The organism is Kutzneria buriramensis (assembly GCF_003387475.1).
GTDB classification, from domain to species: Bacteria; Actinomycetota; Actinomycetes; order Mycobacteriales; family Pseudonocardiaceae; genus Kutzneria; species Kutzneria buriramensis.
In genome coordinates, this window is record NZ_QUNO01000004.1 from 87,159 (window position 1) to 100,612 (window position 13,454).

At 70.8% G+C, this 13,454-nt stretch carries 17 protein-coding genes; 12 read left to right on the forward strand and 5 right to left on the reverse strand.

What is annotated here, in order from left to right; translation table 11 throughout:
- Positions 1-5 precede the first annotated feature (5 nt).
- Both BCF44_RS12360 and BCF44_RS12365 read right to left on the reverse strand, forming a co-directional pair.
- Complete coding sequence (locus tag BCF44_RS12360) at positions 6-1,145, reverse strand: RNA polymerase sigma factor (RefSeq protein WP_116174396.1); 1,140 nt, start codon at positions 1,143-1,145, stop codon at positions 6-8.
- The gene (locus BCF44_RS12365) at positions 1,142-1,585 is read right to left on the reverse strand and encodes a YciI family protein (protein ID WP_116174882.1); all 444 of its coding nucleotides are present in this window, start codon (positions 1,583-1,585) and stop codon (positions 1,142-1,144) included. The genes BCF44_RS12360 and BCF44_RS12365 overlap by 4 nt, the downstream gene beginning before the upstream one ends.
- Before the next feature lie 142 nt (positions 1,586-1,727).
- On the opposite strand from BCF44_RS12365, the gene BCF44_RS56580 reads away from it, so the two are divergent.
- The 10 genes from BCF44_RS56580 to BCF44_RS12415 all read left to right on the forward strand — a co-directional run bounded on the left by BCF44_RS56580 (position 1,728) and on the right by BCF44_RS12415 (position 10,102).
- Positions 1,728-3,458, forward strand: a complete 1,731-nt coding sequence (locus tag BCF44_RS56580; protein WP_211353008.1) for a hypothetical protein — start codon at positions 1,728-1,730, stop codon at positions 3,456-3,458.
- 91 nt (positions 3,459-3,549) lie between these two features.
- Complete coding sequence (locus BCF44_RS12375; protein WP_116174397.1) at positions 3,550-4,068, forward strand: YlcI/YnfO family protein; 519 nt, start codon at positions 3,550-3,552, stop codon at positions 4,066-4,068.
- 61 nt (positions 4,069-4,129) lie between these two features.
- Entirely contained in the window at positions 4,130-4,975 is an 846-nt protein-coding gene (locus BCF44_RS12380; RefSeq protein ID WP_116174398.1) for a DUF4097 family beta strand repeat-containing protein, read from the forward strand.
- 14 nt (positions 4,976-4,989) lie between these two features.
- Entirely contained in the window at positions 4,990-5,916 is a 927-nt protein-coding gene (locus BCF44_RS12385; protein ID WP_116174399.1) for an ATP-binding cassette domain-containing protein, read from the forward strand.
- Positions 5,913-6,704: an ABC transporter permease gene (locus BCF44_RS12390; RefSeq protein ID WP_116174400.1), complete on the forward strand. Its 792-nt coding sequence runs from the start codon at positions 5,913-5,915 to the stop codon at positions 6,702-6,704. The genes BCF44_RS12385 and BCF44_RS12390 overlap by 4 nt, the downstream gene beginning before the upstream one ends.
- Before the next feature lie 6 nt (positions 6,705-6,710).
- On the forward strand, positions 6,711-7,901 hold the full coding sequence (locus BCF44_RS12395; protein WP_379801155.1) for a cytochrome P450: 1,191 nt from the start codon (positions 6,711-6,713) through the stop codon (positions 7,899-7,901).
- Positions 7,902-7,944: 43 nt separating this feature from the next.
- The gene (locus tag BCF44_RS12400; RefSeq protein WP_116174402.1) at positions 7,945-9,048 is read left to right on the forward strand and encodes a serine hydrolase domain-containing protein; all 1,104 of its coding nucleotides are present in this window, start codon (positions 7,945-7,947) and stop codon (positions 9,046-9,048) included.
- A 1-nt stretch (position 9,049) separates the two neighbouring features.
- Positions 9,050-9,220 (forward strand): ribbon-helix-helix protein, CopG family, encoded by a 171-nt coding sequence (locus tag BCF44_RS12405; RefSeq protein WP_116174403.1) that lies wholly within the window; start codon positions 9,050-9,052, stop codon positions 9,218-9,220.
- Positions 9,217-9,555 (forward strand): VOC family protein, encoded by a 339-nt coding sequence (locus BCF44_RS12410; RefSeq protein ID WP_116174404.1) that lies wholly within the window; start codon positions 9,217-9,219, stop codon positions 9,553-9,555. Before BCF44_RS12405 ends, BCF44_RS12410 begins: the two co-directional genes overlap by 4 nt.
- Before the next feature lie 172 nt (positions 9,556-9,727).
- Positions 9,728-10,102 carry a VOC family protein gene (locus BCF44_RS12415; RefSeq protein ID WP_116174405.1) on the forward strand — a complete coding sequence of 125 codons (375 nt, stop codon included), beginning with the start codon at positions 9,728-9,730 and terminating at the stop codon, positions 10,100-10,102.
- Here the strand turns inward: BCF44_RS12415 and BCF44_RS12420 are convergent, their stop codons facing one another.
- Both BCF44_RS12420 and BCF44_RS12425 read right to left on the reverse strand, forming a co-directional pair.
- A complete protein-coding gene (locus BCF44_RS12420) occupies positions 10,103-11,002 on the reverse strand; it encodes an oxidoreductase (RefSeq protein ID WP_116174406.1) in 900 nt (299 codons plus the stop codon).
- Between the two features lie 22 nt (positions 11,003-11,024).
- Positions 11,025-11,711 (reverse strand): DJ-1/PfpI family protein, encoded by a 687-nt coding sequence (locus BCF44_RS12425; RefSeq protein WP_116174407.1) that lies wholly within the window; start codon positions 11,709-11,711, stop codon positions 11,025-11,027.
- 101 nt (positions 11,712-11,812) lie between these two features.
- Here BCF44_RS12425 and BCF44_RS12430 point away from each other — a divergent pair, with 101 nt between their 5' ends.
- Entirely contained in the window at positions 11,813-12,760 is a 948-nt protein-coding gene (locus BCF44_RS12430) for a GlxA family transcriptional regulator (RefSeq protein WP_116174408.1), read from the forward strand.
- A gap of 31 nt (positions 12,761-12,791) precedes the next feature.
- On the forward strand, positions 12,792-13,151 hold the full coding sequence (locus BCF44_RS12435) for a DUF3224 domain-containing protein (RefSeq protein WP_170217516.1): 360 nt from the start codon (positions 12,792-12,794) through the stop codon (positions 13,149-13,151).
- Here BCF44_RS12435 and BCF44_RS12440 read toward each other — a convergent pair.
- Positions 13,138-13,440 (reverse strand): hypothetical protein, encoded by a 303-nt coding sequence (locus BCF44_RS12440; RefSeq protein ID WP_116174410.1) that lies wholly within the window; start codon positions 13,438-13,440, stop codon positions 13,138-13,140. The genes BCF44_RS12435 and BCF44_RS12440 overlap by 14 nt on opposite strands.
- Positions 13,441-13,454: the final 14 nt, after the last annotated feature.

The following is a 13,454-nucleotide window of genomic DNA, read 5'->3' on the forward strand; positions in this document are numbered from 1 at the left end:
CATGGTCAAGCCTGCTGCCGGACGCGGGCGGCCTGGCGGGTGAGGTGGTCGCGCTCGGCGACGCTGGTGGCGGCGCGGGCGGCTTGGGCGTACAGGTCGGCGGCTTCGGCGAGATCGCCGGCGCGTTCGCGCAGGTGGGCCAGCACGGCGGTGTAGCGGGGCAGCGCGGGATCGAGGTCGGTGAGCGCGGCGAGTCCGGCCTGGGCCCCGTCGGCCTCGCCTACGGCGACGGCCCGGTTCAGCCGCACGATGGGGCTGCCGGTGAGGAGCAGCAGCTCGTCGTACCACTCGACGATCTGCACCCAGTCGGTCTCGGCGGCGGTGGGGGCGTCGGCGTGCAGGGCGGCGATCGCGGCCTGTGCCTGGTACTCGCCGAGCCGGTCGCGGGCCAGCGCGGTCTGGAGCAGCGTCACGCCCTCGGCGATCATCTCGGTGTCCCACAGCGAACGGTCCTGCTCGGCGAGCGGCACGAGACGCCCGCCGGGGCCGGTGCGGGAGGACCGGCGGGCGTGGTGCAGCAGCATGAGCGCGAGCAGCCCGGCGGCCTCGGGCTCGTCGGAGAGGGTGGCGAGCTGGCGGGCCAGCCGGATCGCCTCGGCGGCGAGGTCGAGATCGCCGCCGTAGCCCTCGTTGAACACGAGGTAGAGCACCCGCAGCACCGTAGGCAGGTCGCCGGGCTCGTCGAGCGGCACGCCGGCGATGCGCCGCTTGGCCCGGCTGATCCGCTGCGCCATGGTCGCTTCCGGCACCAGGTAGGCGGCCGCGATCTGCTTGGTCGTCAGGCCGCCGACCGCGCGCAGGGTGAGCGCGACGGCCGAGCTCGGCGGCAGGGTGGGATGCGCGCACAGGAAGTACAGGCGCAGCGTGTCGTCGACGGCCGGCACCGGGCCGGCGGGGCCTTCGGCGTCGACGACGACCTCGCGGTCGCGCCGGGACTTCTCGGCCCGGACGGCGTCGAGGAACTTGCGCCAGGCGACGGAGATCAGCCACGCCTTGGCGTCGCGCGGCTGATCGTCCGGCCAGGTCTCCAGGGCCCGGATCAGGGCCTCCTGCACGGCGTCCTCGGCCGAGGCGAAGTCGGCCCCGCGACGGACGAGGACGCCGATCACCGCGGGCACCAGCTCCCGCAGCAGCGACTCGTTCACTCGACCACCGCGGGCGGCTCGGCCAGGAACGGCCGCACCTCGAGCCACTCGTTGATGGGCTCGCCACCGGGGCCGGGCGCCGCCGACAGCTCCCCGGCCAGCTCGACCGCCCGTTCCCAGGACTCCACGTCGATGATCATCCAGCCGGCGATGAGGTCCTTGGTCTCCACGAACGGACCGTCGGTCACCGGCGGCCGCCCCTCGCCGTCGTGCCGGACCCACGCGCCCTCCGGCGCTAGCGCCTGCCCGTCGACAAACTCGCCCGTCTGCTCCAGGCGGCCGGCGAAGTCGCGCATGTACTGGATGTGCGCGTCGACCTCCTGCGGCGTCCACTGGTCCATCGGCTTGCAGTTCACCGTCGGGGTCGTCGGGTTCGGGCCACCGCGGTAGTGCTTGAGCAGCAGGTACTTCACGACGTTCTCCTTCTCGTTCGGGCCGATCGTGCCCCAGGGACGGAGCCGCCGCGCGGTTCTCGACAGCACCTCCACGACTATGCCTGTGACGCCGATCACAGATGTGGCGCCCCGGTCGACCTGAGTACCGTGAGGGCATGTCGAAGAGAATCGAGTTCATCCCCAACCGGTGAGCGTGTCCGACGAGCGCAGTGCGCTCGACCGCCCGGTTTCCCTGTTCGATCACGCCCAGCGGCTGCACCGGCGTACGCCGGACGATCCGCTGCCCGACGGCGGCCGCCCGTTCCCCGATGACGACGCCCAGCCCCGCACGCAGGTCCGAGCCCAGAGATCCCTGCTCCGGGAGCTCCTGGCCGATCCGTCTCTGCCAGCCCAGGAACTGCACAACCGCTGTCTTCGCCTGCCGATCAGCATCGTGGCCACGCTGATCGTCGGGGAAGTGGTGTCCACGCCGTCCGAGCAGCTCCTGGAGACAGCACGGTGGCTTGTGCGTCACGGCACGGATCGCCGTCCGGTGGCGATCGGGATCGGCCTGCTCATCGGTCGTGCCGAGCCTCGTGACGTCACCCTGTTGAAGACGATCGGTCGGTTGCGGTTCGTGGATCGGCCGGCCGTCTTGGCACTGGCGAGGATTCCCGGCGCGGGCCGAGACGCGATCTGGCTGGCCGAGCGATCACGCCCTCACGCCAGGCTCGAAGCCGTGGAATGGCTGGTCGGGGACCAGGATCCGGCCGTGAAGGCTTGGGTTCGGGCCACGCCACGCCACCTGCTGTCCAGCGATCTGGCCCGCAAGATCGCCGAAACCCATGGATTGGTCGACCTGTCGACCGACGATGCCCAGTGGGACCAGGTGGGCAACCTCCTGCTGGCGATGACCTCCCCACGGAACTACCAGGCCCAGGTCGGTCGCTACGCGGACGCCGCCGAGACCTACCGCAGGTGGGTGACGGTCGCCGAGCGGCGGACGCCGTCCCTCGACGGGGCCGCGATGCTGGCGATGGTCGCCGAGGACCTCCGCACCGGCTTTGCCGCTCCGGTCCTGGGGGACGATCACGAACGCCTGATCGACCGGATCGGCGGCGTGCTGTCCGCTCCGCCGTGGCTGGAGTTCCTGCACCGGTCCGCCGAGTCCGACGATCCGGTCGAGGCCAGGCGCGCGGCGTGGGCCATCGCCGAGTCCGCCAAGGGGGGTGTGCCGACCGGGCGGTTCGCGGTTCGGGTGGTGGTGCCGGATCCGACGCCGACGAGCTTCTCGCAGATCGAGACCAGGATCCTGATCGACGGCGCGCCGGTGATCGCCCAGCACTTCGACAAGGGCGCCGCCGAGGATCCCGAATACCTGGTCCACGGCGGTCGACTGCGGGCCTTGGACCACGTCAAGAAGGTCCGCCTGGCCGAGGCGTACTGCACCGAGGGCTGCTGCGGGGCGCTGTACGCGACGATCACCCGCGAGGGATCGGAAGCGGTCTGGCAGCTCGAAGGGCACGAGTTCCGGTTCGACGCGGCCGAGTACGACCGCGAGATCGCACGGGCGGAACGTGACCACGGGTGGGAGTGGCCGGCCCGGACGGCGGCACGGCTCATCGGGGAGCGGCTCCGGACCGAGCCTCAGGTCCTGACGCAGTGGGACTGCCGGTTGAACTGGTGCACCGCGTGGCTGAGGGACTTCGACACCGTGCGCCTGACCTTCGAGCACCCGGCGGCACGGGCGTCGTTCGACGACCCCTCCGTGCAGTTCGGGCTGGTCATCGACGTCGACGGGGACCCTACGACCGTGGCCGCCGACGTCGTCGAGTCCCTGCGGACCGTCGATCCGAAGTCCACCGCGGAGATTGTCGGCGGCAGCAAGGACGGGGCCGAGAAGCTCGGGCTCACCGATCGGGCGTCGAAGCGCTGGTAGAGCCACCTATGGCACCACCCTGAGCCACACATGATGCCAAGCTGAGCCAAGATGGCTTGCCTTGGTGCCATGCGTGTGCCATAGTGGTGCCATGGACCTGACGGCGTATGTGAACAACCTCGGACGCGAGTTCGCCACGCTCGCCGAGGCCAGCGGCGACGAGGCGCGGGCGCTGGTCGAGCGCCTCACCGGCTCACTCGAGTCGGCGATCCGGATGACGCTGTTGGACGCGCTGTCGGCCGCCACCGACGAGATCACCCAGGACCTGGCCCCGGGGTCGGTGGAGCTGCGGTTGCGGGGACGTGACCCGCAGTTCGTGGTCACGGCGCCGCCGGCCGAGCCGGTGACCGCGGCGGCCGCGGACGAGCCGGCGGAGAGTGGACCGGAGGGGAGCCCACTTTTCGCCGAGGACGGCCCGTCGTCGCGGATCAACGTCCGGCTGCCGGAGGCGCTCAAGGCCGCCGTCGAGGAGGCCGCCGCCAAGGAGGGCCGGTCGGTCAACGCCTGGCTGGTCCGGGCGGCCTCCGCCGGCCTCCAGAAGGCCGAGCAGCGTCCGGAGCGGCGCGCCGTCAAGCGCACCTCCCAGTCCATGACCGGCTGGGTTCGCTAACCACCACCACACGTCCCTGACCTGCGGGGACGCTTCAACGACACCTTTCGAGGGGACAGCCATGCCTATTTTCGAGACGCCCAAAGCCATCTCCGTCACCGTCGAACTCAGCGTCGGCAACGTGCGGGTCGCCGCGAGCGACCGCACCGACACCGTCGTCGAGGTGCATCCGACGGACCCGGCCGACAACTCCGACGTGGAGGCGGCGCAGCGGGTGCGCGTCGACTACTCGAACGGCCTGCTGCAGATCGTCGGCCCGAAGGTCCGGATGTTCGACTTCTCCCGCAAGTCCCGGTCGGTCGAGGTGACCATCGAGCTGCCCAGCGGCTCGACGCTGTCCGGCGACACGCAGGTGGGCGACCTGACGGCGACCGGCCGGCTGGGCGAGACCCGGTTCCGCAGCGCCGCCGGCAGCATCCGGGCGGAGCAGACCGGCGCGCTGCGGGCGAGCACCTCGGCCGGCAGCATCGCCGTGGACGCGGCCGGCGGCGACGCCGACGTGCACACCGCCTCCGGCCGGATCCAGCTCGGCGACATCGACGGCGGCCTGGTCGTGAAGAACTCCAACGGCGAGATCGAGGTCGGCGACGTCAACGGCAACGTTCAGGCGCGCTCGTCCAACGGCAGCATCATCGTCGACCGGGTCGGCGGCAACGTCGACGCGAAGACCGCCAACGGCAGCGTCCGCGTCGGCCAGGTGTCGCGCGGCACGGCGACGCTGGCCACCTCCATGGGCGACCTGGAGATCGGCATCGCCAAGGGCACCGCCGCGTGGCTGGAGGTCGGCACCTCCTTCGGGCAGGTCAGCAACGAGCTCGACGACGTCAGCCAGCCCGGCGAGGCCGACGAGCGGGTCGAGGTCCGCGCGCACACCTCCTTCGGCGGCATCACGATCCGCCGGGCCTGAAAGGGAAATCGACCATGACCATCTCCGTTTCCGGCCTGCGCAAGGCGTTCGGCGAGCACGTGGTGCTGGACGGCCTCGACCTGGCGGTGCCGCAGGGCACCGTGTACTCCCTGCTCGGCGCGAACGGCGCCGGCAAGACCACCACCGTCCGGATCCTGTCCACGCTGATCAGCGCGGACGGCGGCGACCTGCGGGTCGCCGGGCACGACGTCGTCCGCGAGGCCGACGCGGTGCGGGCCGCGATCGGTGTCACAGGTCAGTTCTCGGCGGTGGACAACCTGCTCACCGGCGAGGAGAACCTGCTGCTGATGGCGGACCTGCACCACCTGCCCCGGCGGGACGGCCGTCGCCGCGCCGCCGAGCTGCTGGCGCAGTTCGACCTGGTCGAGGCCGGCCGCAAGCCGGCGTCGACGTACTCCGGCGGCATGCGCCGCCGGCTCGACCTGGCGATGACGCTGGTCGGCAGCCCGCGGGTGATCTTCCTGGACGAGCCGACCACCGGCCTGGACCCGCGCAGCCGGCGGGGCATGTGGCAGATCGTCCGGAACCTGGTCGCCGACGGCGTCACGATCTTCCTGACCACGCAGTACCTGGAGGAGGCCGACGAGCTGGCCGACCGGATCGGGGTCCTCGACCACGGCCGGCTGGTCGCCGAGGGGACCGCGGACGAGCTCAAGCGGCGCATCCCCGGCGGGCACGTGCGGCTGCGCTTCGCCGACCCGAGCGGCCTCGACCGGGCGATGAGCCTGCTGGCCGACGCCGACCGTGACGACGACGCGCTGGCCCTGCGGGTGCCCAACGACGGCAGCATGCGTGCGCTGAAGACGCTGATCGACCGGCTCGACGGGCGCGTCGAGGTCGAGGAGCTCTCGGTGCACACCCCCGACCTGGACGACGTCTTCCTCGCCCTGACCGGCCAGGAGAAGGTGAGTGCCCGATGAGCACCGTGGACCTGCGGTTCCATCCGCTGCGCGACTCGGCGACGATGCTGCGCCGCAACATAAGGCACATGCTCCGCTACCCGTCGATGACGCTCATGCTCGTCGGGATGCCGATCATCTTCCTGCTGCTGTTCGTGTACGTCTTCGGCGGCACGCTCGGCGCGGGCCTGGGCGGCGATCGCGCGTCCTACGCCACCTACGTCGCGCCGGCGATCATCATCATGGCCATCGCGGCGACGGTGCAGGGGACCGCGATCTCCATCGCGATGGACATGACCGAGGGCGTGATCGCCCGGTTCCGGACCATGCACATCGCCCGCGTCTCCGTGCTGACCGGGCACGTGCTCGGCAGCGTGATCCAGGCGGTGATCAGCCTGGCCATCGTGATCGGCGTGGCGCTGCTGGTCGGGTTCCGGCCGCAGGCGAGCCTCGCGGAGTGGCTGGCCGCCGGCGGTTTCCTGATCGTCGTCACCTTCGCGCTGGTGTGGCTGGCGGTGGCGCTGGGTCAGGTGTCCAAGAGCGTGGAGACGGCCAGCAACCTGCCCATGCCGTTGACGCTGCTTCCCTTCCTGGGCAGCGGTTTCGTGCCCACTGACTCGATGCCGGCCGGGCTGCGCTGGTTCGCCGAGTACCAGCCGTTCACGCCGATCATGGAGACCCTGCGCGGCCTGCTGATGGACCGTCCGCTCGGCGACAACGCGTGGCTCGCGCTGGCCTGGTGCGCGGTGATCGCGCTCGGCAGCTACCTCTGGTCCAAGCGCCTGTTCAACCGTGAATACGCCCACTGACAGGAGTTGAGTGTGTCTCACATCGATGACTTACCGCTGGCCCGCCCGCAGGGCTGCCCGTTCGATCCGCCGAGCGAGCTCGGCCGGCTCCAGGCCGAGAACCCGTTGGTGCGCATGACCTATCCGGACGGACACGTCGGCTGGCTGGCCACCGGTTACGCCGAGGTCCGCGCGGTGCTGGCCGACCAGCGGTTCAGCTCGCGGTACGAGCTGATGCATCATCCCCTGCCCGGCATGGAGGAGATCGGCGAGCTGCCGCCGGCGCCGGTCGGCGACATGATCGGCCTCGACGCCCCGGAGCACACCCGCTATCGGCGGCTGCTGGTCGGCAAGTTCACCGTACGCCGGATGCGGCAGCTCAGCGAGCAGGTGGAGCGGGTGACCGCCGAGCACCTGGATGCCATGCGGCGCAAGGGTCCCGAGCTGGATCTGGTGGCGGAGTTCGCCCATCCGGTGCCGGCGGTGATGATCTGCGAGCTGCTCGGCGTGCCCTACTCGGACCGGGACACGTTCCAGGGCTACGTCACGGCGTTGTTCGCCGCGGACGGCCCCCCGGCGGAGAAGTTCGCCGCATACCAGAATTTGCAGGAATACATGGGAAGGCTGGTGTCGGCCAAGCGGGCCGACCCCACCGACGATGTGCTCAGTGAACTGACCACCAGCGACCTCAACGACGAGGAGCTGGCCGGCGTCGGCGGTGTGCTGCTGGCCGCCGGCCTCGACACCACCGCCAACATGATCGCGCTCGGCGCCTTCGCGCTGCTCCGTCATCCCGAGCAGATCGCCGGCCTGCACGCCGATCCGGACAAGGCCGTCGAGGAACTGCTGCGCTACCTGACCGTCGCCAACCTCAACATCCGGGCCGCGCGGGAGGACGTCGAACTCGGCGGACAGCTGATCAAGGCCGGCTCGACCGTCACTCTCGCGATGCACACCGCCAATCGCGACCCGCTGCGATTCGCCGACCCCGACGCCCTAGACCTGAGCCGCGACGCCGTGGGGCACCTGGCCTTCGGTCACGGCATCCACCAGTGCCTCGGCCAGCAGCTGGCCCGGGTGGAGATGCGAGTGGCGATTCCCGAGCTGTTCAAGCAGTTCCCGACGCTGCGGCTGGCGGTCGCGCCGGAGGAAGTGCCCTTGCGCCCCGTGCACCAGAGCATCTACGGCGTGCACCGGCTGCCGGTCACCTGGAGCTGATATTCGCTGGAGTCGGCCGCCCGGGAGGCCGACACTGCGGCTCGTGACCACGAGCGAGGGGTTCGCCGCTGACGAGTTCGCGGCGGTACGCGAAACGTTTGAGCAGAACGACGAGGTTGGCGCTTCCTACTGCGTCACCGTCGAGGGGGAGACCGCGGTCGACCTCTGGGGAGGGTTCGCCGATCAGGCCGGGACCCGACCGTGGCAGCGGGACACGATCGTCAATGTCTACTCGCTGACCAAGACCATGACCGCGCTGACGGCACTGCTGGTGGCCGACCGGGGTGAGCTGGAGTTCGAGGCGCCGGTGGCCAAGTACTGGCCGGAGTTCGCGGCCGGCGGCAAGGAGTCCGTCACGGTGGCGCAGGTGATGAGCCATTCCTCGGGCCTCGCCGGCTGGCGGGAGCCGATCACCACCGAGGACCTGTACGACTGGGAGAAGGCGACGTCGTTGCTGGCCGCCCAGGAACCGTTCTGGGAGCCGGGGACCGCCTCCGGCTATCACGGGCTCACCCAGGGATACCTGGTGGGCGAGGTGATCCGGCGGATCACCGGCCGGACCGTGGGCACGGTGTTCCGGGAGGAGATCGCCGAGCCGCTGGGGGCCGATTTCCACATCGGGCTGCCGGCGTCGGAGGACGGCCGGGTGGCGGAGCTGATCCCGCCGAAGATGTCGCCGTTCGGCGACGACGCGACCGAGCTCCAGATCAGTGTGGCGACCAACCCGGAGGTGGACCCGGCGGTCGTCGGCACGCGGGCCTGGCGGGGCGCGGAGATTCCCGCGGGCGGCGGCACGGGCAATGCCCGGTCGGTGGCGGAAATCCTCGCCGTGCTGGCCAACGGCGGCGTCGCCAAGGGCCGGCAACTGCTGTCGGAGGCGGGCTGTCGGCGGGCGCTGGAGGTGCAGGTCGAGGGCCCGGACCTGGTCCTCGGCATGAAGATCCGATGGGGCCTGGGCTTCGCCGTGAACAGCGGCATGATGCCGAATCCGAACACCATCTACTGGGGCGGCGCCGGCGGCTCGCTGGCCCTCGTCGACATGGACGCGCACCTGACGCTCGCCTACGCCATGAACAAGATGGGCGGCGGGACCACCGGCGACGAGAGGGGCATGGGCCTGCTGATGGCTACTATGCTAGCATCCTAGCGTGGGTGAGGACGTCAAGCAGTTCAACGTGTACCTGCCGATCGAGCTGATCAAGCAGGTGAAGCATCACGCCGTCGAGGAGGGGCTGTCCCTGTCGGCGCTGGTCGCCGACGCGCTGCGGGCCTACCTCGAGACCCACGACGAGAACGCGCGAGCGGAGGGATCGGCATGAGCACCAACGGCATCGGCGCGGTCTTCGTGACCACGCACAACTGGGGACGGACGGCGAAGTTCTTCCAGGCGATGGGCTACGAGCTCGACTTCGAGACCGACCACAACTCGGGCCAGCTGCGCAACGGCGACGGCCCGTACGTGTTCGTCGCGGAGGTGCCGAACCAGGAGCCGAGCACCCGGCTGGTGCTGATGGTCGACGACGAGGAGAAGGTCGAGCTCGACCCGGGCGTCGAGGTGGTCACGCCGTTCGAGGACACGCACTACGGCACCCGGGAGATGGTGGTGCGCGACCCGGACGGCCGGGACTGGACGCTGCTGGCGCCGAAGAAGTGACCCGTTTTCGGTTGCCGTGACGGCTAAGGTGATGACGTGATCACCGGAACGGCCTCGCGCCACTCACGGGAAGGCGATCCGGTGGACCGCTGACCGGGCGCTCGCGTGGGCCTCCGGATCGGGGACGACAACCCCCGATCCGTGAGACCACAACAGAAAGCGAGCCAACCCAGTGTCAGCGACGTTCAATCACACCATCATCGCGTCCACGAACCGCGAGGAATCCGCGCGGTTCTACCGGACGATCCTCGAGGCGGCCGAGGCGCCGTCCTGGGGCCCGTTCACCAACGTCCAGCTCGCCGACGGCGTGCTGCTCCAGTTCGCCGAGCCGCCGGTGGACATCCAGATGCAGCACTACGCCTTCCTCGTCGACGACGAGCTGTTCGACCGGGCCTACCAGCGGCTGGTCGACCAGGGCATCGAGCACTGGGCCGACCCGTTCGGCAAGCGGCCGGGCGAGACCAACACCGAGCACGGCGGGCGCGGGGTGTACTTCCGCGACCCCGCCGGACACGGGCTGGAACTGCTCACCCGGCCGTACCTGTAGTCACGGCGTGAAGCGGTAGGCGACCTCGGTCAGGCGCTCCGACTTCTCCCACAGGCGCCGCGCCACCGCGGCGTCGTGGGAGCGGAGCGCCGAGGCGGTGCGGACGGGATGCCCCTTGAACCCGTTCCAGCCGTCGGGACCGTAGTAGTCGCCACCGCGCACGGCGGGGTCGGTGGCGGCCCGCAGCGTCGGCAGGGCCGCCTGGTCGCTTTCCTGCACCATCCACGACATCAGCGGCGAGGCCATCACCGTCCGCACCGCCCGCGGCGTGTCCCGGGCGAGTTCGGTGCGCGCCGAGCCGGGGTGCACGGCGACGGAGATGGTCATCGCCTTGGCGGCGGCCAGCCGGCGCTGGAGTTCGTACGCGAACAGCAGGTTGGCCAGCTTGGACTGGGCGTAGGCGGCCATCGGCCGGTAGCGGTCGCGCGAGTTCAGGTCGTCGAAGTTGATCTCGCCGGCCCGATGCGCGTTGCTGGACACGGTGACCACGCGCGAGCCGGGCGCCCCCAACATCGCCGGCAGCAGCAGGCCGGTGAGCGCGAAGTGGCCGAGGTGGTTGATGCCGATCTGGAGCTCGAACCCGTCCTGGGTGCGGCCGCGGGGAGTCATCATCACGCCGGCGTTGTTGATCAGCAGGTCCACCCGCGGGTGCGCGGCGACGATCTGCTCCGCCCCGGCCCGCACCGAGTCCAGCGAGCCGAGATCGACCAGCACCGGCTCGCCGCCCGTGTCGGCCGCCGCGGCGTCGGCCCGGTCCCGGTCGCGGCAGGCCAGCACCACCGTCGCGCCGGCCTTGGCCAGCGCACGGGCGGTGGCCAGGCCGACACCGGTGTTGGCCCCGGTGACCACGGCGACACGTCCCGACTGATCGGGCATGTCGGCCGTGGTCCATCTGGTCATGCCCCAACACTAAGGCCAGAAGTCAGCCGGCCAGGTCAGCGAGCAGCTCCGGGTGGTCGGCGAGTCCTGCCTGGAGCCAGCCGTCCACCAGCGGGCGGCGGGCGGCGATGTCCACGTCGGCCCAGTCGATGCCGCCCAGCGGCGGCTGCGGGTCGTACTCGATCAGCAGCTGCACCTGGCGGGCGACGTCCTCGCCGGCCAGCTCCTGCACCATGAACAGCGCCATGTCGATGCCGGCCGCGACCCCGGCGGCGGTGACCACCTTGCCGTCACGCACCCAGCGCTCGGCGACGGGCGTGGCCCCGAACTTGGGCAGCAGGTGCCGGCACATCCAGTGCGTGGTGGCGCGGCGGCCGTCCAGCAGGCCGGCGGCGCCGAGGATGAGCGAGCCGGTGCAGACCGAGCCGACGATCTCCGCGTGGTCGGCCATGGCCCGGATCCGGTCCAGCAGCTTCTCGTCGCCGAGGGCGGCGATGGTCGGCACGCCGCCGCCGGGCACGAACACGGCGTACGGCTCGGGCACCTCGTCGAAGGTGTGGCTGGCCGTGACGCCGAGCGGGGTGTCGGTGCCGACCGGCCCCCCGTCCTCGCCGAGCACCACGGTCCGGTACTGCGGGTCGAACGCGGCCAGCGCGCTGAGCACCTGGAGCGGCCCGACCATGTCGAGGATCGTGAAGCCCGGGTACAGCACGAATGCGATGTCCTTCATGGCGTCGACGATCTTCCTCGCGGCCGGCCGTCGGCAATGGAGTCGCGCGGCGATGTCCTGAATCCTGGTATCCCTGTCTTTCGGACGAGTATCGTCGGCCCATGAGGCGGGTGGTGATCGTCGGATATCCGGACGTCGAACTGCTCGACGTGGCCTGCGTGGCCGACACCTTCGACGCGGCCAATCGGGTCGGAGCCTCTCCGCAGTACACGATCGAGTTCGCCACGCTCGGCGCGCAGCCCGCGATCAGCGGCTCCGGCCTCGTGCTGGCCGGCCAGCACGCGCTGGAGCGGGTCACCGGACCGTTGGACACGCTCGTCGTGTCCGGCGGTCTGGGCCACGAGACGGCGGCGGCCGATCCGGTGCTGGTGGCGCATGTCCGAAGGCTGGCGAGGGAAAGCCGGCGCGTGTCGTCGGTCTGCTCGGGGGCCAGTGTGCTGGCGGCGGCCGGGTTGCTCGACGGCCGGCGCTGCACCACGCACTGGGTCGTCGCGCCGGGCCTGGCCGAGCGGTATCCGCGCATCAACGTCGACCCGAAACCCTTGTACATCAAGGACGGCAACGTCTACACGGCCGCCGGCGTGACCAGCGGGCTCGACCTCTCGCTGGCCTTCGTGGAGGAGGACAACGGCGCGGAGATGGCGCGGACGGTGGCCCGCGCGCTGGTGACCTACCTTCAGCGGCCGGGAAACCAGGCGCAGGTCAGCATGTACGTGCAGGCCCCGACGCCGGAGAACTCCGTGGTGCGCAAGCTGGTCACACACATCGCCGCCAATCTGGACGACGACCTCGGCACGACCGCGCTCGCCGGTCGCGCCGGCGTCAGCGAGCGGCACCTGACCCGGCTGTTCCTCGACCACATCGGCCGCCCACCGGCGAAGTACGTGCGGGAGACCAGGACCGAGGCGGCGGCCCGGCTGCTGACCTCGACCCCGCTGCCGCTGGCCGCGATCGCCCGCCGCTGCGGCTTCGGCTCGGCCGAGACGCTGCGGCAGGCGTTCGTCGGCCGGTACGGAATCGCGCCGAGCCGCTACCGGAACCTGACATGACCTGTCAGGTATGGCTGCCAGAGTCGTCCCCATGAGCACGTTCAGATACACCCGCTGGGACGAGAAGGTCGTCGCCGAGGCCGAGGGTGGCCCCAAGGTGGCGCACGCCGACGTGGACTTCGTCTACGACGGCCCGCTGAAGGGCGAGAGCCGGGCCCAGATCCTGTTGCACTACCGGCCGGACGGCACCGGCACGTTCGTCGGCTACGAGCTGCTGACCGGCTCCTTCGACGACGAGCCGGGCAGCTACGTGTTGGCGCACAAGGGAACCTTCGACGCCGCCGGCATCGAGTCCACGTTCGAGGTGCTGGCCGGCAACGAGATCCGAGCCACCGGGAGCTACAAGTCCGGCCCGAGCCAGGAGGTGCCGTACACCATCACTTCCCGGTGAGCAGGTGCACGACCACGATGCCGATCACCGGCCCGGTGGCCAGCGCGCCCACGGTGAACAGCACCCGGGTGACGATGTGGTTCTGCTCGCGGACGAGGTCGCGGCCGCAGTTGGCGCAGGCCTTGAGCCCCGTCCACTCCGCGCCGCAGTAGGGACAGCCCTTGCCCTCCAGGGCGGCCTTCTCCCGGGGGCGCACCAGCAGGAACTCGAAGACGCCGGCCGCGACCCAGAACACGATCACCGCGACCAGCCACGGCGTGGACGCTTCGAGCCACCTCACGATCGTCATCGTGGCACAGCTTG